We start from the raw sequence: 20,311 nt of genomic DNA on the forward strand, positions 1-20,311 counted from the left end.
CCTAACAACAAGGCGGATGGAATTTCACCATCAAGATCATAAGAGTTATCCATTAGTCGAGGTTTCCCTCACTTGTTGACTAAGGACGGCCATTTATATCTAGTTTCCTAGCTTAGTGGCCAACGAGTCGCACTAATTTTACCGGGTTCGCAACACCTCCAAATCCCTTTAAAGGCTCTCCCGCAGGTCTAACATGACTCAAGTCAATGATCACATTAACTTTTCCTGAAAACTGCTTATCTGTTGACAACTCCAACAAAGCTCGATAAGACTCTACCCAACCTTGACGACTATCACCAACAAAAATTTCTGCTTTTGCTTTGTCTTGATGACATTTTACTTCTGTCAGCTCACGACGTAACTCAGCAGGAGTAGTACCAATGTCACCTCGCAATACAATATTTAGATAATTGTGAATCGGTGGTAGTTGATTTATATAGTTAAACTAAGCAAACCCATTTCCGGCTGCCCTTTATAGAGTCTGCTCGTCTTCAAAACCGTGCGTGAGACTTTCACCTCACACGGCTCCTCTCCTAAACGTCCCAATTCAAGGGCACATCCTTAAAATTCCACCTAAGACCTCATGAGTCCTAATAATTTACTGCTTTTAAATCCTCAGCAGTCTTAGAGTCGTGGCAATGTTGGTGCAATACCTATTTATTCTTATAGGTATTATCACCACCCTTAGACTTAGGAAAAACCCGGTCAACCTTGATTTATACCTTGGTCTAAAGTGTATTCCACACCATGCGCATTTACCTTTTTGCCATTTTAACACAATTGTAACTTCCTTTCTTACACCTGGGTATGTACCGATTTTGCTAGTCCAATAAGTCCAGTCACCATCTAATAGTGATTTCTTACCTTTAACTTTGATGTGCCTTGTAATAGGTACATCTGAGTATTGGTTTAGTATATATTCCCCCCTTTTAATAATCCAATTGTTATTCTAAATTTTGGGGAAATACTCTTATTTAACCCATTTGTCTAACTTATTTGGATGCCAACAACCCTGCCCATTGACCTAATCTCTGTCATAAAAGCACCTTCATTTTATCAAAGAGCTTTTTACTGACTACAAACGTGCATCCCTCAAAAGGTAACCTACCTAGTTTCACCAGTACTTGTAAGACCCTATCGTACATCAAACAGGATGCCTAATGGACATTTTTTATCTTTACCTGGCTTTGGTATCGGTGACTCTAGAGTTGGACTTACTTTGAGATAACCTGATGCAAGTAGGTCTATCAGGTTGAATTGTTGAATCTGTAGTAGATTTTTAATACCATCTACACCCACAGCCTTCTAACCGGGTTAACTGTGTCACCCGTTTAACAGCCAGCAACAAGGCGTAATAACTTGTGCTCAGAAGTCTTTGGCATTTACACTTTCAATGGAATATCGCCACGGCTGGATGCTCTGTAAATTAACTTTTGCAACTTAAATACATTCTTCAGGACCCGTCTCCAATAAATGTCTATCAATTTAAGGTTAGGATTAACACTTACTTGATTCAGTATATCATCTGTATTCCATGCCACACTTAAAAATGCTCTAAAGTTTCCTAGCTTCCTTTTTAGTGTTTTAGCCTTGTTCATCGCTAATTGTTACCCTACATTACGTTTAACAGTGAGTACGTCTGCATAGATATGCTTCTTACTCAATCCTACTCTCTCTAAGACCTGCGTCCATTTGCGCAGATTGACCTTGAATGGCTTCCTAAGTTCTCGACCTATATTCTTAGGTGTCATAAAGAGGTTTCCTCGTTCCCTTATACCTTTATTACGGTTGATTTAGTGGGGTAAATTCTCCCGGAGGGTTCAACATGGTTGTTAATAATCTTCCACATATAAGATTATTCAAAGACCCCCTGACTTTCGTCCTAAACTCCTTAGCTACCTTTGAAGTTGTTATTAGTTACGAGAGTTTAATTACCTTCCTATTCGTCCACTTGTCAGCCTTTGCTAAAAGTCTCACTCATTTGGTAGTTAGAGCTTTGACCCCATTTAGGCCAGCTTTAGGGATTGATGTTCAGTCTCTACCCTATGGCCTATGCTGTCAACCCAACAACGGGGCGGATGGAATTTCACCATCAAGGACATAAGAGTTTTCTAGGCCGATGTTTCAAATCATTTCTTAACCTAGAAGGCTTGCTATACCTGCTTTTAGCAGTTTTTACTAGCCAACGAGTCGCACATGTGGTTCCAATACGGCACCCGTACCACAGCCCATCATAGCTAAGTCCATCAATAGACCGAAGGAGTACCAATCTATAATATTAGTGGACGAACAGTTATAAGCCCCCGAAAAGTTTCCCTGTTGTAAAATCCATTCTGTATTACCCTAAGCCACCCCATCGCTGTGGTGACTCGGCTTCAGAACCGTGCATGAGACTTTCACCTCACACGGCTCCTCAATGATTTGGCTTTTGTCATAAGTACCGTCTCGTTTGGTTTTGATGTCATGGCAGTGATTATGTAGTAATTAGTAATTTCTGTAGTTATCTTTACTGTTTTCCTAAACTTACCCAAGCTTACACATACATGATTACACAAGCTTTGGTAGCTAAGTTTCTATTTCACAGAAGACCAATGACAGCAGTCTGTAACTTATCTTCCCTTTCCATTACATCTTCATCTGGTGAAGTACATACTACATTCTGTATATTTTCCTGATTGTTTCTTGAGCACTTTGGCAACTTTTGTTGGTCATTCAGCACTTTTTCCCATACGGGTAGTCCAGTAGATTAGATTTCCATCATATGGACTACTCTCTCCCTTTACCTTCACAAAGTTTTTGATCTGAAAGTCTTCGTGATATACAAGACAGATTCTATTACCGTTTTCAATTGTTTTGAATATCCAATTGCTTTTACCTTTGGTGCCAAAATATTTTTTAATCGTCTCTTTTATCGACTTGTGATGATGTCTAGACTTACCCCATGCAATTAATTTTAAAGTTAAGAGGTGGTCAAGCTCCTTAAATGTTTTAGCACTATTAACTTTTGAGTAATAGTTACTCCATCCAGTAATAATTGGATTTAATCCCTTGATTAAATCTATCTGAGATTTGCAAGATTTGAATTTGTCAATCTCAGAGGCTAATCTTTGATAATGAGCTTTGATTTCCTCTTTACTTGGCATTATGTAGGTTTTGTATCCTAATGGTTTTCCGTATGTATTTTTGCCTGTTGTATATTTTCCTACTGGATATTGACGAATGTTAAAGCCAAGGAAATTAAAACCCGGTTCCTCTTCTCCTACCTGAATGAGTGTATGAGTTAAACGAGTTTTTTCTGGTTTGAGTTCTAGCCCCATTCCTCTAAGAAATTCCTCTACTAAGGCTTTTGCTTTTGTAACCACATTCAAATTCGGGTGAAGTATTACAAAATGATCTGCATATCTTACCAAAGTTATTTCTTTCTCATTTTTAACCTTTTTTCCCGAAAGACTATAAGCAAATTCCTTAACAATTTTCTCCATCCCATGTAAGGCGATATTTGCCCATAACCCTGAGATTACTTCTCCTTGGGAGATACCTTCATCCATTAGGAACCACGACTCATTGTCATATACTCCAGACTTGAGCCAAGCTTTAATCTGTCTCCTGACTTTTGGAAAGGTTCCAATTTTATCTAACAGCTTTTCGTGGTCAATATTATCAAAGCATTTGGCAATATCAGCATTCAAGACATATTTACTTTTCTGCTTTATTGCTGCTTTAATTCCTTCTACGGCATCCATACAACTTCTGCCCGGTCTGAAACCATAAATATTAGGTTCAAATTTAGCTTCCCATTCAGGTTCTATTGCCATCTTCACAAGCCCTTGCTTTGCTCTTTCAGATATTGTCAGAATTCCTAAAGGTCTTTTTTCTGTCTTCCCTGGTTTGGGAATCCATATTCTACAAGTAGATTTGGCTTTATGGCTCATTACTAAGTTATTGGCCAAGTTTACTCTTTCTTTGAGCGTTAGACTTTTCTTGCCATCAATACCCGCAGTTTTCTGACCTTTATTATCCTGTATTACTCTGCGAGTCGCCAGCATTTTAGCCGACCAAGAATTTAACAGGGTCTTTTGCAGTTTTCTTACCGCCTTGACATCTCCCCTTTGAGCAGCTTGATAGATTCTTTTTTGCAACTTGTACACCACGCGTTTTAGTTTTCGCCAGTTCACAGGTGTCCATACCACCATCGGATTTTTCCGTGTTTTAGTCATTATTCATTGCTATTCAAAACTCCATCTTCCAAATCATCGGGAATTTGTCTGCATATCCTATTTATTACAAATAAGCATTAGCTTCTGATTCCATCTCTTCCTGTAGTGGCATACAGTTGATACCTACTCAAAAATCGACCTTTTAGAGGGCCAATACAGGATTACTTCGTTCCGTATAACCTTTGCTTGAACATTTAGGATGGTACTACTCGGCCGGAGACTGGAGGGCGTGACCTGATAATGGTGGTATTTTCAGGTTCCGTTTGTCTCAGTGTCTTTTGACTGCAGCGTATCAACCATTCTTTTCGCTACTTACTGGGTTACGACCGTTCAGACATACCTTCACTTTCGTTATCCATGTGTTCTTGCTTGCTGGGATTTACCTTATGGTTCGGTATTACCAGCGTTTATCCCCGCTTTATCCTTTGATAATCAGTCTCTAGATAGGGGAAATGCTTTCACTCCCACGCTTTGGAGGGTAGGACTTTCACCTACAAGGTTATACAGTTCTCAAGGTTCCATGGTTTGTAGGTTTGTTAAAAGATAATTAACTTTTACTACAAATCCTTTAAGCCTTGGGAGTCATCCTCGTAGTTTATTGACTTAAAGTGTCTTGTGCACTACGTTTCGACTCAACGAATCACACGCCACCGACCCATAACCAACGACCAGAGGATAAGGCCTTCAGTTGGCTTTGCATCCGATAGAGTAAGTCTGTTTCTTCCTCTGTGAGTTGGCCCAACTTTCTCAGGCCATCAATTGTGCGATCGCACACTTCTACCCAAGTCTCACGGCCAGTTTTTGTCTTACGGCTATAAGTTCTGTAAAATACTGGATTAGCAGTGGGAGCTGCTTCTGGGAACTCCCTCTGACGTATTTTTTCTACTTCTTGTACCATAGTCAAATAGAAAATATAATTATTTTCAAAAAAAATTAACAGTCTACAATGGTAGCAATTTTTTATATATACTGTCAAACTATTGACAGATTTACTCAATTACTATAAACCTTAAAAATTGCTAAATGGCGCTTTTAATTTTACTTTTGACTTTTAATTTATGCCATATATTTTTAACAATTTGAATAGTTATACAACCGAGAGGCTAATTGTTTAAATTAATAACTGCCATATTTTCTGGTAAACTTTCCTTGATAATTCGGGAATCATCTTGTCTTAATGTAACAGTGATAATCTAATTTCATTAATTTTTAAAATTACCAATTAATTCTAATTATTTGAGTAAATAACTTGACATATCAAAGTAAACTACTAATAAAATATATCTGTTAAAATTCAAGTCTTCCCTGATGTTAAACTGTCAGGAAATAAACTATAATAACTTATTTTAAAATTCTCCATTTTTATTTAGATTCAACTCAAAAATGTTAGTTATTTTTCCGTATCCCTAATTTTTTTTGTCTAAAATATTATCGCTTTTTTGCAAAAGAAAATATGCCATGGGCAATAATTTTTCCAGACTTTATTTCTAGTTTTTTAATTATCACAAGCTAATTTAGTATTACTATATTTTCCCAGTATAGTAATTTTCATAAAAAGATCAGTGTCAACACAAACTATCACCATTTTTCCAACTCTAAAAATATTCATTCGACATCACTTAATACTTTCCAACTTAATCCGAGGGTCTACAACTTTCAATAATAAATCTGCCAATAAATTACCAATAATTAACATTAAAGCTCCCATCATTAAACTCGCCATAACTAAATATAAATCCTGGTTTCTTACCGCTTCTAAAATTAGACTTCCTAATCCTGGCCAGTTAAAGAAATATTCAGCAATAAACGAACCACTTAACAATGAAGCAAACTCAAATCCCAATAATGTTACTAAAGGGTTAATAGCATTTCTCAAAGCATGAACATAAATCACTCTATTCTCTGGAAGACCTTTCGCTCTCGCCGTTTGAATATAATTTTGTCGCAAAACATCCAATAATTGCCCCCGCATTAACCTCTGTAAACCAGCAAAACTGGTAATACTTAAAGCAATAGTCGGTAAAATCATATGCCAACCCATATCTAAAATTTTACCCACAAAAGAGAAGTCATCATAGTCAATACTTTGCATTCCTCCAACTGGTAATAAAGGAGAAATATTTTGGGCTAAAAATAATAATAATAGAGCAGTAATAAAACTAGGAAAACCTTGACCAGTGTAACTAATTAATTGTAAAAAACGGTCTAAAATACGGTTTTGATTAACTCCAGCAATAATACCAAGAGGAATAGCGATCGCCCAAGTCATGATTAAGGAAGAAATAGATAAAACTAAAGTAGCTGGTATTCTCTCCCATAATAAATCAGCTACTGGTTGCTGAAAAACAAAACTTCTGCCAAAATTTCCACTTCTAATAATTTCTCCTAACCAACGTAAATATTGTTCTAAAGCAGACTTATCTAACCCAAATTGTTGCTCAAGTTGTTGAATAGTTTCTTGAGATATTTGGGGATTTTGACTTAAAGTATCTAAATAATTGCCTGGAGCTAATTGAATTACAGCAAAACAAAGAGCAGATGCTAAAAATAAAGTCAAAATTGCCTGTAATAATCTCTTCAATATATAAGTAAAAATTTCACTAGCAATTAGTTGTTTTGCCTGTGGTAATAATAAAATTAAAATTGCCTGTAATAATTTCTTCAAAATTGCTTGTAATAATTCCTTCAACATATAAGTAAAAATTTCACTTGCAATTAGTTATTTTACCTGGTTATACCTCAATTTTCTATCCACCAAACTAACATAAAATACATCAATATTTTCTACCAAAGATTGATAATTGATAGGAATATCCATTCATACCAAGGATAAAGTGAGGGTCAACCCTCCCTATTGCAAAATTTACTGCTTACTAAAATGTCTAGTATTCAATTAAACTAATAATTGGCACTTTTGGTAATTTTTCACGGCCACCTAATTCCTTTAACTCAATAACAAAAGCAAAACCCACTAAATTACACTTTGCTTTTTCAATTAATTGAGTTGTAGCTCCTGCAGTTCCACCCGTTGCCAGCAGATCGTCAATTACTAAAACTCTACTACCTGCTGGCATTGCATCTTGGTGTACCTCTAGACTGTCTTGGCCATACTCTAAATCATAAGAAACTGAGTAAACTTCTGCGGGTAGCTTTCCGGGTTTGCGAACTGGAATAAAGCCTACATTCAACTGATAAGCTAAAGGCATACCAAAAATAAACCCTCTGGATTCGATGCCTACTACATAGTCTGGTTTAAATTCTAAGCATTTTTCTGTCAAAATGTCAATAGTGTAATGTAGACCATCTGTATTGCTTAAAAGAGTAGTAATATCTCGGAATATAATTCCAGATTTAGGGAAATTTGGGATTTCGCGGATTAAATTTTTTAGTTCCATTGTTGTTCAAGTCAAAAGTCAAAATTGAAAATATATTAGATTTGTAGCAACCAATTGTAGTTGCTTAATACTATTCAGATACTAAATACTTATTAAAATCATTGGGTCAAAAACCCGGTATTTTAAAGCAAAATTTTTTTTGGGGGCACCTTCAAAATCTCCGTCACAAAAAACAACTTCTAATTTGTGACTTTGTTAAAGGTTATATAATTATTAGAAACTCATATTCGCAATTGTATCATTAAAGAAAATCTCAGTAATAAAAGCATATCTATTTTTGGGACATACTCCCAAACTGATTAAACCAATTAGTTAGGGTTAAATAGTAGCTCTACGATGTAGACATCGACTGATAATATCTCTAATTGTACAAATTAGTAATAGTATTTTTTAATTGAGAATCTTTAACTTCACGCTTTTTTGCAAATAAAAAGCTTGAGGTTCTCGTATTATGAATCTGTGAAGTACTCAATTACTTTCTTAATGGCCATAAAAATATAACAATTAGTAGTATTTTGTCAAAAAGTTAACTTTTGTAATGAGACACAAGGCACGCCCCACAACTCCATTAATTTACTTATGTGTAAATAGTACTCCTTGATATCCTTCAAATTTTAATAGTGCTAATAAATATTTCAGCAAAAATTTGGCTCTGTAATTGATATTAATTGTAGCATTCAAATTACATCTAATTAATAAATTATATTGAATAAAATTATGTTTTTTTTAAGCCAAAGGTTTATTGACTACATGACTACAATTACTGTCTTAATTTAATCTACCATGAGGTTTGATTGAATATAATTAAGCCTGGTCTTTCCTTCACCTTTTAAGATGATTTTAAATTACTCCATTCTGCATTATTTACAGGCTTAACTAATCATTAATTAGGCATAAGTTTAACATTTAGTTTTGAGACTAAAATAATATGATATTTTGATAATAATTGATTAGAATTTTTATTGTAAAAGTCTTTTCTAGTATTAGCTAATTTTCTATGTTTCTTAGCTGACTTAGTTTTATTTCAAGTACAGTTCTATTCTCTAGACTAAAAGTAACAAAGTAAGCATTATATTTTTTGGTAAATGATATGGTAAATGATATATTTTAATAACAAATCTATATAATATTAATGATATTTGAATAACTACCTTGACATTACCTATTTTAGATATTTTAACTTAAAAATCGACAAAAATTTTGACAAATAAATGCTGCTTAAACTAATCATAAATAAAGGTTTTATACTGACATTTACCATTAAATATAAGTTTGCCTAGTCTTTTACTGTTCACATCATCTTTAATCCATTTATTAATAGCTAACTAAAATATTTTCGGTACTTATTACAATAGTTAATAATATCTTTCTTTGTACCACAGCCTATCTATTTTTAATTGAGTTAATGATTTTTTTTTGAATATACTAAGTGAGTTAGTCTTTTAACTCTGACAAATAACAAGTTAAACTATTAAAATTAATTGAGTATCTATCTTGTTCCCACAAACCAAATCTTTGAGTTAACATGAGTAATCACTACTACTTATTAATTTAACTGTTAACTGTTAATTAACCAGATAATATAGAATATAAAAGTTTGAAAATTGACACTCATTGTAGAATGCTAGAACCCATTCATTCTAAACTGATTCTATCATTTTCAGTGCAGACCTTCTGCTAAACACAACTAAAAACTCTGAATATAAAACTTGTAATTTCAGTGTTATTATTTAGTTTTTTTTGAGCATAGATAGTTTTTTAACTGTCTTGATATTTTTACCAAAATAGTGTAAAGAAGTATAGAATATTGCTGTAAAAGTAATGGAATTAAAAACTTCTCCCAATCCATCTAAACCATTGATATTGGATAACCTACCAAATATATCTCTCCCTAATAGTGGGTGTCCCCGAAGAACTAAGACTCAAATCGATTTAATGCTTTTGGCAATTGAAGCCCTACAACTAGGAGGAGCTGAAGCTATGCTGAAAGTTGTCAAAGAACTGGAACTACAAGAGATTATTCTATCTCGGGTAGTTTTGTGGCGACTGCGTAGTACAAATCCTTTACGTCAAAACAGCCAACGCCTTCCCTTGACACTGATCGAAGCGAAAGCCCTAGTAATTATTGTTTGTTACTTGGCCAAACGCTTAACTGTTCCAATTAGGAAACTTTTGCTTGACTATCAGCAGTTAAGCCAAAAACAGTTACCGATAGAAAGTCATTTACAATTATCCTTTTATTTAGAACAGTTTAGAGTACACTTTCGTAGCCGTATGAATCCTAGACGCTCTGGTGTAATGGCCTATAATTCGGAGGAAAAGTTAAATCAACTAGGGTTAGAATTATTGAGTAAATTACTATTTTGTACTGGTACCAGAGGTATGCAGCGGTTTTGGATAAGTCTGTTTGATGGAGAAGTTACTTGATATCTTCCCCTGCTATTAGGTACAGGGGAGTTAGTGGTAACCGAACCTCAAGGGCGGACCGAGGTGTTGCACTTACTAAGTGCTCCGGGTTGTTTGTGCGGCTGTAATTTCTCGTCACTAGCATAAAACTTGATTCTATTCTTATCCTTGCCTCCTAATTGAGAGCAAATACTGGTAATTTATGCGCAAAGGTTTATAGTTTCTTATAACAAAGACTACTAATAATTTTAATATCTATTGTGTCATCTTTCCTTAGAGGTACTTTGGCCTTTATCACTATGAGTGGCCAAATTATTGATAGGTCACCTCACCCCCTGGGTCTTGCGAATGAACTTCTGTGAACTCCAATAACTAAACCGACATATTTAGTAAGAATAATACCCAAGAAAATCTTGTAAACATTGGGAAAAGCCTCCAATGTAGAAAACTTTTTACTGTGCATTGCTAACAAAAGTTAGCACTCATAGTATTGGTCATACAGACAAATAGTTTGATATTTTATATAGAATTTACCAAAAATCTTGGGTCTAGGGTCTAGGGCAACGTCTTTTATGAAAAGCTTTGTATTTTTAGGTAAGTGGCTACTAAATTAGTATTTGTATCCTGTTTTATCTGGAGATGACTAATGTCATATCTAATTTTAATACTATTAGTATGGATTTGGAACTATTTAAGTTTTTAGTAACCAACGAAAGTGAATTTATTCAGGGACACAAATTATTCCAAAATAAAGTGAGGATCCCTGAGAGTTTATGGCTAGGAATATGTAAACAAATTTACGTTATTTTTCCCCTTATTTATTATTCCTAATCTTCAACTATTTCAATTTAGACAGACAGAGAAATTACAGAAGGATAATTTTTTCCTGAACTAACAGTTATCGTAATAATTTTGGAGTCAATTAATCTTACTTCCCCTGGTGATTTATCTATTCCTGGATTAATTATATAAGCAGGAAAACAAGCTGCGCTTAAGCTCAATCTTATAGCATTACCTTTCTGAATTTTCATACAAGTTGGTTGCAAACAAATTGTCACAGGTAAATTATTATCAATAACCTTGATATAACCTTGAGTAAAATTGTAAACATTCCCATTTTTTGTCACTTCAGATAACACTGCAGAAAGGTCAAAACTACTTGTATCTGCTGTACAATGTAAATCTACAGAAATGTCTCCTGCTATGTGTAAATCTTCCTTGAAAAACTCAGAAGTATAAGTCAAAATATCTGTACGACAATCTAATTCTGAACGTTCAAAAGAACCAGCAGGAAACGTTGCATGACCCCCTAATGCTGGAACAGGTCGCCAAGGATCATGTACGAATTTATCATCAGCAGAAATATTAGGACAGCTTTGCGTGAGACTCCCCGAATCTTCTCTAACATTAGCAAGTCCTGTACTAGCCAAATAATAGAACTTGTAATTGTTACTCGGCCAGGAATTTAAATTACGCCATTCATTACTTCCCATCTCAAATAAAGAAACAGGCGATCGCTCAAATATACCTGTATTTATTCCTTTGAGAAACTGATTAAACCATAATATTTGTATATCATCTATAAAACTAGAAGCTCCTAAACCATAATTTACAGCTCCTACTTTTCTGCCCCAAGGAATATGAGACCAAGGACCTACAATTAATTTTTGTAAGAATTTACTCCGACCAGCCATTTCTTTATATAAATGAATTGTTCCCCGTAAATAAGTATCAAACCAACCGCCGATATGTAGAATTGGTAGATCTACATTTTTCATATTTGGTGATAAGTTTTGCCAATATTCACCAGGTTGATAATTTTCTATCCACTGATGATAAAAAGAATCTTTTCCATACTCATTAATCACTTCAGGTAAAGCAGGAATTGTAGTAGATAAAGGCAGATTTTTCGAAGCTTGATAAAGCTCTTGATAGGCTTGTTCATCTCCTCGTAAATGAGCAGTTTCTGTTGCTAGTTGAACTGCCCAACCTAGATTTGTTTGTAGACAAAAAGCCCCTCCTTCATAAGCCCAGTCTGTATATAAATTATAACCAATCATTGCCGGACAAATTGTTTTTATAACAGGAGATTTAGCACTAGCAGCATATAGTTGAGTCATGCCTTGATAAGAAAATCCATACATTCCTATTTCCCCAGTGCTACCTGGTAAATTTGCAGCCCAATTAATAGTATCAATTCCATCTTCAATTTCATGGGCAAATAATTCAAATTCACCCTCTGATGTACCCCGACCCCGCACATCTTGAATAATCACAATATAACCATGAGCAGCATACCATGTTGGGTGAGCATAGACTACCGTTGAGGCGATCGCTCTGCCATAAGGTTGTCGCATTAATATTACTGGAAATTCACCTGCTGCATCAGGGCGATAAATATCAGCATCTAAACGTATACCATCTCTAGTAAATATAGAAGTAGTTTCTTTGGGTAAGATTTTCATTTTCATATTTGTAAATAGGGTTTGCTAAAAAAGTATTTTTAGGGAGTAGGGAATAGGGACTTAGTAGCAAGGATAAAAGCAATTATAAAACAATATATAGCAATCCCATATTGGTCGCAACAGATATAATAGTAAGAATAACAGATCTAAGAAAAAGACAAAAAATGAATATTATAGATAAACTAAATGATTTTATTAATCAAACAAAAGAGTCTAAAGAAATTAAAAGGGCCTTGGCCGTAAAAATGACCTTGTCAGGAAAATCCTACCATGAAGTCAAAGAATTATTAAATGTTTCTCACAGTTTTATTAGTGAATGGAAAAACCAAGCATTATTTCATGGTGTAGAAAGTTTAAGGCTTCAGTATCAAGGGAGACAAGGTTACTTAAAAACGGTCGAAAAAGAGAAAACAATTGAGTGGTTGAGAGCACAAGATTATCTTAGGTTATCAGATTTAAAAAACTACTTACAGGAGCAATATGATGTGGTTTTTGAGTCTAATCAAAGTTACTATAACTTGTTTAAAGAAGCGGGCATAAGTTGGAAAAAAACTCAAAAAAAGAATCCTGCTAAAAATGATTAATTAGTAGAAGTTAAAAGAAAAGAAATAGAGGAATTTTTAGCTAAATGGCAACCAGAAATAGAAACTGGAAAGCTTACAGTGTTTATGATTGATGAATGTCATCTTCTATGGGGAGACATATTAGGTTATGCTTGGGGAAAAACAGATGAAAGAATAGAAATTGCAATTAAAAATGAAAAAGAAAGACAGACTTATTATGGAGCTTTAGACTATAAAACCAAGGAATTTCTTGTGCAAGAATATGAGAGTGGAAATACTAAAAATACTATTGAATTTATTAAATATTTGCAGAAGCAAAGACCGGGCAACAAATTGGCAATATTTTGGGATGGGGCAACTTACCATAACTCTCAAGAATTTCGAGAATATTTAATGACAATTAATCAATACTTATCAGAAGAAGAATTGTTGATAAATTGTACAAGATTTGCTCCCAATGCTCCGGAGCAAAATCCTGTTGAAGATATTTGGTTACAAACCAAAAATTTCAGTATTACTTTTTATCATCTTTGCAGTTCTTTTAAAGTAGTTAAGTGGCTATTTAAGTTTTTTGCGGATGGTCAAATATTCAATTTCCCAAAACTTTTTCAGTATGAAATTTTGCCGCAACCTACTTAGGATTGCTATAGTTCATATCAGACGAAATTTATAAGGCATAAAACCATGATGTTCAGCTTTTCAAATTACATAATTGCAAAAAAAAATAATTAACTGAACCATATTAAATTAATTAGGAAATTTCCATAATATCAATTTCCAAAATAATAGTATATTTAAATAGCACTTTAAATATTAATTAATCAATCCTAATTGCTATTTATTAAAACTAATTTTTTTTCAAAATTTAGTTATTAAATAATTCATATAACAGGAATATTTTTTCCTCTCTCGCACTAAGTTAATGTTAATTATTATTATATTTACTTCTCCTCGACTCCCATACTAATCCACCTTCTGGGTCAATAAAATGTAAAAATTTTTTTGAGAAATAGTAATACAAATGACTAATAACTTTTCTTGTGATAATTAATAGAGAACTAAGTTTGTTAATTATTTTTATGTTGTATAGACACAATTATGCAATATCCCTAACCCTCTTCCCCTACTCTCCTACTCGAAAGCCAGGGTAGAAAAGTTTTTGAGAAATGGTATAAAAATTGTCCCTTAATTTTTATGCTTTTGTCGTTCTAAAATGTTAAGGTGCTTGAACTTAGAAAAACCGAAAGTTAGCATTTTTTTTTGACTCCAAAATACTAAAGTCCCTAACCCCCTAACAGAGAATTTAGCATTTTTTTTTTGCTCCAAAATACTAAAGTCTCTAACCCCCTAACAGAGAATAAAGGAAAAATTAAATTAAGTAGGATCAATAATAAAAAGCTTTTTAATAACTAATTGAGTAAATATACTAGAAAAATTTTATTTTCAAATAGTACTTCTCAAATAATGTGAAGTAAACTTTTATCTTCCTTTTCTTTTTAATCAAAATTTATAAAAATTTGAGCTAGTCAAAACTTGGATATCTTCTTCATCTAAATCTACTGGTTTTCCACTGCGAATTAGTTCTGCAAAGTCTTCATTTGGCACCATAATACACAAGGCATAAAGACGAGTGGAACCAGTATTTTCTATAATATGATTACCCGTTGGTGGCATAAGAATACTATCACCAGCACAAATATTAATAGATTTTCCATCACAGCTTGCTTTTCCTTCTCCTTTGAGAATAAAAAACATTTCTACAGCGAAATGATGTTGATGTAAAGGTGTTTTTCCTCCTACATCAAAAACTTCTAAACATACAGTTAAAGAAGCATTGGCATTGGCTGGGCTGAAAATAATTGCTAGTCTATTATTATCATTAGGACTAATGCGATATGCTTGATAGTCTTGGGGAGACTTAACAACTGGAATCATGCAACGAGTAATCATTTTCTTATAAGTAATAGTGTTAATTTATTTAGATAATTATTGATTATTATAGCTACATTTTAAAGGTTTTGACTTTTAGCTTTAGGTAGCACAGTAAACTTTTTTTACTTATTACTTATTACCCTTTTAAATTAATGTAGCACTACTCATTTATAGCAGCGCGGACATTAGGAAATTATGAAGCTTGCTCAGGTTTGGGAGTAAACCTTGATAACTGTGAAATAGGCGATCGCCTATTTTAATTAAATTTTTGTTCATAGTCTATCAGGAAAATAGAATAGCACAGAGGGAAGGTTTGGCGTTGACGGAGCTGATGGGCAGCTATATCGCTCCTTAGAACTGGTATCAATTAATTCTTATCCCACACTTTGCACTCTCCACTACTAAAATCTTTTAGTGGGAAGCCTAGCAGTGTTTATAATTTATAAATGTTATCTCTTCTGGGGATATCTTTTGGATTATATTTGAGGAATAACCGATAACTATCCCATTCTCTGTTTTACCAATTTATCGCAAATATTTATTTGCCAACGACTTCAGTAAAATTATCACTTTTTCTATTTCCAGAATTGTCAATTATCAGAGCAAACCCATTTATAATTCTAGTTTGATTATGTCGATTTATAGTTTTTTATGCAACACTCATTTATCGAATCTTCTTGTCATTTAGCATACCTAATAAAATGATATATATTATAGTATGAAAAGACAATAATGTTTTCACTCATTTGAGCAATATTTTTCCTTTTTGTTTTTCTTAATGTTGCGGTGATGTACAAGATTAATCAAAGGGTAGGGCGTTTACTCAAGGCATTTGCTACTCTTATTAAGTTTTATTCAGATATCACACTAATTCTTAAAGGCAGAGATACTATTTTTTCTTCTAAAAATTTTATTGCTAAAACCGGTAAAGTCGCACTTAATGATACAAAGATGGAAATAATAAAATCTAGAATTATTTGTTTTGGTCAAAATCTTTCTTTTAGGTAACTTATCAGTATAGCGGTTACTTAGTAGGATGCTTTCACACCACAAACTACTCTTATGTTCTAATTTGACCAAAATTTGTAGAGCTTGATAATTATAGCTATATCATCACCATAAACTTGTATCAGCAATTCAGTAATAGTTAAATAATCTCCCCATTCATTTTTTTTTACTACCTACCAAGCTACTAAAAAATTTATATTTATCCTAGCATATTTCTTAAAAAAAACAACTAAAAAGTTGCCCCTTTATGCAAGGCAAGCTCATATAAAATTTTCTTGACAAATCAATGTTTTTATTATCTGCTTGCAATACAAGCTTTTCAAGGAATTATAAATATTACATAATTTTCATATTATCGGTTTTCACGGCTTAACAATTAGAATGTATTTTCCTTACTAAATTAATCTCAAAATCTTTTAGGGCAATAGGATTAGAAAATATACTATTTGTCAATAATTGTTAAGATGAGCTGACCCTGTCCCTTTATGGGCAAAGCAATAGAGACCAGATTTTTTGGTAATTTAGGTTTTCTTCCTTTCAGAGTATTGAAGTTCCTATTATAATAATTGTACTGGCCTAAGGAGAAAGTAATATCTATTTCTATTAGAACAGCTTAAATTTTAATTTAAAGGTAAAACATGACTACTTTTTTTGTCATTAATACCAATTAACAATCAAGATTAACCTAATTTTAGAGGAAGACTATGCAATTAACAACTACTCAGTTAGATAACTCAAATATAGACACCCCAAAACATGGTTTACCAGTGACAATAATTACAGGTTTTCTGGGGAGTGGGAAGACTACTTTACTTAACCATATATTGCAAAACCAAGAGGGTGTTAAAACTGCTGTTTTGGTAAATGAATTTGGAGAAATTGGGATTGATAATGAGTTAATTGTTTCTACCAATGCAGATGACACAATGGTAGAACTTAGTAATGGTTGTGTTTGTTGCACTATTAATGAGGACTTGGTTAATGCAGTTTATAAGATTTTAGGAAAATCAGAAAAATTTGATTATATGGTAGTAGAAACTACTGGTTTAGCTGACCCATTGCCAGTAGCTTTAACCTTTTTAGGCACTGAGTTAAGAGATATGACTCGCTTAGATTCAATTATTACTTTGGTAGATGCTGCTAACTATAGTGTTGATTTGTTTAAGAGTCAAGCAGCACATAGTCAAATTGTCTATAGTGATATTATTTTGTTGAATAAAACTGACTTGGCAGATGAAGCATATTTAGATTTATTGGAAGTGAAAATTAGAAATCTTAAAAAAGATGCTAGAATTATTAGAACTAAGAAATCACAAGTAGCTTTACCATTAGTTCTGAGTGTTGGTCTATTCGAGTCAGATAAGTATTTTGAGTTGGCAGAAGTTGATCAGCACCATAATCATGGCCATGACCATCATGATCATGATCATGAACACGAACATCATCACCATGACCATGAACACGAACATCATCACCATGACCATGGACATGAACATCATCACCATGACCATGGACATGAGCATCATCACCATGAACACGATCACTATCATTCTAACCATTTAGAAAATGATGGATTTACTTCTATTTCTTTTCAAAGTGATAAACCTCTTTCAATGAAGAAATTTCAACATTTTTTAGATAATAAATTACCAGCAAATGTTTTCCGAGCTAAGGGTATTTTATGGTTTCAAGAAAGCTCTTTACGACACATATTTCACTTAAGTGGTAAGCGGTTTAGTATTGAAGATGATCAGTGGAATGGTAATAATCATAAAAATCAGTTAGTTTTCATTGGTCAGAACTTAGACCATGAGAAGTTGCGATCGCAATTAAAAGATTGTGTTATCTCCTAAAAAGTAATAAATAATGGCAATGGTGAAAAACCAATTTGTTCAAGTAATAAGGGCAGTAAAAAAAACTTGATTATGGGTGTTTATCAGACAAATAGGATAAGTTATGAACTGAAAAATAGCAGAAAAAGTATTTTCATTTAACTTCTTATTTATAACTCCTAAAAAAAACTCTAGTTGTTTGTAGCCAAAATTTATCACCTAAGGAATAAGGTAATAAATATAGGATTCAGCACTTAGTAATCACTACATATTTGAAAGCTGAGTGCTGAACCCTGAAGATTATCAAGAGCGGGCAGTTAAATTTAAAAATATATTCCTTGATTAAGTATAGCAATCAAATAAAAGCTCAGGAAGCTGAACTATTCTGGGTTTGCTCATATAACCAAGGTTAATGTCTTAACCTATGCTTTAATTTGCTTATAAAAAATTCCTATAAATCAAAATAAATAATGATTTTTGACTTTTGACTTAAATAAATTATGCGAGTTGTTATCCAAAGAGTTAATTTTTCTCAGGTAAAAGTAAATGAAGAAATTGTTGGTAAAATTGGCAAAGGATTAAATTTGCTTGTCGCTATTTCCACAACTGATACAGAAGCAGAAATAGATTGGATAGTACGTAAATGTCTAGATCTGCGTTTATTTCCTGACCCAGATAGTAATAATAACTTTTGGGAAAAATCTGTCAAAGATATAGATGGTGAATTGTTAATAGTTAGTCAGTTTACTCTATATGGAGATTGCCGTAAAGGTCGTCGCCCATCTTTCGATAACTCTGCATCTCCTGAAGTTGCTAAACAACTTTATCAACTATTTGTAGAAAAATTAAAATTGAGTGGTTTAAAAGTAGCAACTGGTATTTTTGGAGCAATGATGCAAGTTGAAATTGATAATGATGGTCCCGTAACTTTCTTGTTAGAAAAAGAAGCTAATAATAAATAATTATTATCAGTTAATAATATGGTAAAGGAAAATATAAATATTAAAATAGTAATTAATTTGTGAGAATAATCTAGTCATAAATTATCTAATAAAAAATGTAGTTATTATTTATAAAGCATTGATTCATGCTAATAATAGTATACTAAATAAATTTGAATAATGGCAGTGAAAAAAATTGGAATATTGAGATTTTCTACCTACTTATAGAAACCAAATATAATATCAATATTCTAGATATTTATTAAATATAAATGGATTAAAGTAGAGACAATTAACCACTATAAAAGCTGATTTTAATGAGTCAAAAAAGTGCTTAATAAAAAACGGAATGGAATATGTAATTAATTTGGCTTCTGTACTTATCAAATATCATTAATTAGCTATAATCAAAAATGCTTTTCTTACATCAATTGCTATCTTTTTCCAATTCCTAATTTCCGATTACCTGATTTTTTTCCACAGTGGGTATTCAAAGAGACATGATATTAGCAGTCAACTAACAGCAAATTAATGAATAATTCTTTCTAAAGCTAAAGTACGCTACTTTAGTAGTAACTTTTAATTCTCTGTGAATTTCTAAATTGCTGTAGTTGCTCCCAAATTAATAGCTAATAGGAGATGACTGAATGTTGATACTACTATAAATAGAATTTATGGTTTTACGAACTCAGATATAGGTATTTCCACACCATACTATTCTGGTTCAATATCTAGGGAAAATTAATGTTATACTTAATAATAAGTAACAATACTAAACTGTTTAGTTTTTGCCTCAAATTGATGTCATAATCGTCAAATGTGGTATTGGCTTCCAGTCTGTAACCCAAGTTTATAGCCTGCCGGTCAAAATTTAGTTGATATAATTTTTATTTTAGAAAAGGAAAGTTATGGGTTTTTTTGATTCAGAAGTAGTGCAAAAAGAAGCCAAGCAACTATTTGAGGATTATCAATCCTTAATTATGCTAGGAAGTAATTATGGCAAATTTGACCGAGAAGGTAAGAAAATGTACATTGAGCAAATGGAAGCTATGATGGATAGGTATAAGATTTTTATGAAACGATTTGAACTGTCGGAAGATTTCATGGCTAAAATGACTATGGAACAACTTAAAACTCAGTTAAATCAATTCGGAATTACTCCTCAACAAATGTTTCATCAAATGAATGTAACTCTAGAAAGAATGAAATCAGAATTGAATCATCAGTCCTAATTTAATTAAGATAAATAACCGCTTATTAATTGCAATTTCAGGTAGTACTCCATAAGTAACTATAAATATAAATTAGTAAAAGTCACTGCGGATATTATCCATTTTTGTCTACCTGTCCAAAGTTTACGTCTTTAAAAAACCTTCAAAAATGGTTATGTCCACAACAGTAAACAGATATTTTTGTGCTACTAATGTGGACAACAATTTTTTGGGAAACTCTTCCCAAAAACTGATTGACTAAGCTACTTACCTGCTGGTTCACTGACTGTTAAGATAAAAATTTAACTTGCTGTAATCTCTCGTTATGGAGAAGGCAAAAG

The 20,311-nt window shown here is 32.9% G+C and carries 13 protein-coding genes and 2 pseudogenes; 5 read left to right on the top strand and 10 right to left on the bottom strand.

Annotated elements, in window-relative coordinates; genetic code table 11:
- Positions 1-112: 112 nt before the first annotated feature.
- The 8 genes and pseudogenes from TERY_RS02010 to TERY_RS36005 all read right to left on the bottom strand — a co-directional run.
- Complete coding sequence (locus tag TERY_RS02010) at positions 113-394, bottom strand: RP ribonucleotide reductase-like (protein ID WP_011610284.1); 282 nt, start codon at positions 392-394, stop codon at positions 113-115.
- 988 nt (positions 395-1,382) lie between these two features.
- Complete coding sequence (locus tag TERY_RS36000) at positions 1,383-1,598, bottom strand: hypothetical protein (protein ID WP_011610285.1); 216 nt, start codon at positions 1,596-1,598, stop codon at positions 1,383-1,385.
- A 980-nt stretch (positions 1,599-2,578) separates the two neighbouring features.
- Positions 2,579-2,719 (bottom strand): hypothetical protein, encoded by a 141-nt coding sequence (locus tag TERY_RS32140; RefSeq protein WP_155994251.1) that lies wholly within the window; start codon positions 2,717-2,719, stop codon positions 2,579-2,581.
- On the bottom strand, positions 2,709-4,217 hold the full coding sequence (locus TERY_RS02020) for a reverse transcriptase domain-containing protein (RefSeq protein WP_011610287.1): 1,509 nt from the start codon (positions 4,215-4,217) through the stop codon (positions 2,709-2,711). Before TERY_RS02020 ends, TERY_RS32140 begins: the two co-directional genes overlap by 11 nt.
- Before the next feature lie 640 nt (positions 4,218-4,857).
- Positions 4,858-5,115 carry a hypothetical protein gene (locus TERY_RS02025; protein ID WP_011610288.1) on the bottom strand — a complete coding sequence of 86 codons (258 nt, stop codon included), beginning with the start codon at positions 5,113-5,115 and terminating at the stop codon, positions 4,858-4,860.
- A 717-nt stretch (positions 5,116-5,832) separates the two neighbouring features.
- Positions 5,833-6,909, bottom strand: coding sequence for an ABC transporter permease subunit (locus TERY_RS02030; protein WP_011610289.1), 1,077 nt, complete (start codon positions 6,907-6,909; stop codon positions 5,833-5,835).
- 190 nt (positions 6,910-7,099) lie between these two features.
- A complete protein-coding gene (locus TERY_RS02035; RefSeq protein ID WP_011610290.1) occupies positions 7,100-7,612 on the bottom strand; it encodes an adenine phosphoribosyltransferase in 513 nt (170 codons plus the stop codon).
- Between the two features lie 883 nt (positions 7,613-8,495).
- A pseudogene (locus TERY_RS36005) lies at positions 8,496-8,621 on the bottom strand (hypothetical protein); the annotation flags it as partial.
- 812 nt (positions 8,622-9,433) lie between these two features.
- On the opposite strand from TERY_RS36005, the gene TERY_RS02040 reads away from it, so the two are divergent.
- A complete protein-coding gene (locus TERY_RS02040; RefSeq protein ID WP_011610291.1) occupies positions 9,434-10,039 on the top strand; it encodes a DUF3038 domain-containing protein in 606 nt (201 codons plus the stop codon).
- An 827-nt stretch (positions 10,040-10,866) separates the two neighbouring features.
- On the opposite strand, the gene TERY_RS02045 is transcribed toward TERY_RS02040, so the two are convergent.
- The gene (locus TERY_RS02045) at positions 10,867-12,489 is read right to left on the bottom strand and encodes a CocE/NonD family hydrolase (RefSeq protein WP_011610292.1); all 1,623 of its coding nucleotides are present in this window, start codon (positions 12,487-12,489) and stop codon (positions 10,867-10,869) included.
- 158 nt (positions 12,490-12,647) lie between these two features.
- Between TERY_RS02045 and TERY_RS32150 the strand changes: the two are divergent.
- Positions 12,648-13,685, top strand: a pseudogene (locus TERY_RS32150) (IS630 family transposase).
- 861 nt (positions 13,686-14,546) lie between these two features.
- On the opposite strand, the gene TERY_RS02060 reads toward TERY_RS32150, so the two are convergent.
- Entirely contained in the window at positions 14,547-14,996 is a 450-nt protein-coding gene (locus TERY_RS02060) for a cupin domain-containing protein (protein WP_011610295.1), read from the bottom strand.
- A 1,694-nt stretch (positions 14,997-16,690) separates the two neighbouring features.
- On the opposite strand from TERY_RS02060, the gene TERY_RS02070 reads away from it, so the two are divergent.
- The 3 genes from TERY_RS02070 (at position 16,691) to TERY_RS02080 (ending at position 19,991) form a co-directional block, all read left to right on the top strand.
- Positions 16,691-17,839, top strand: coding sequence for a GTP-binding protein (locus tag TERY_RS02070; RefSeq protein ID WP_011610296.1), 1,149 nt, complete (start codon positions 16,691-16,693; stop codon positions 17,837-17,839).
- A gap of 479 nt (positions 17,840-18,318) precedes the next feature.
- Positions 18,319-18,780: a D-aminoacyl-tRNA deacylase gene (dtd, locus tag TERY_RS02075; protein ID WP_011610297.1), complete on the top strand. Its 462-nt coding sequence runs from the start codon at positions 18,319-18,321 to the stop codon at positions 18,778-18,780.
- An 887-nt stretch (positions 18,781-19,667) separates the two neighbouring features.
- On the top strand, positions 19,668-19,991 hold the full coding sequence (locus tag TERY_RS02080) for a DUF1825 family protein (RefSeq protein WP_011610298.1): 324 nt from the start codon (positions 19,668-19,670) through the stop codon (positions 19,989-19,991).
- The last annotated feature ends 320 nt before the right edge of the window (positions 19,992-20,311 follow it).

The organism is Trichodesmium erythraeum IMS101, assembly GCF_000014265.1.
Classification (GTDB): domain Bacteria; phylum Cyanobacteriota; class Cyanobacteriia; order Cyanobacteriales; family Microcoleaceae; genus Trichodesmium; species Trichodesmium erythraeum.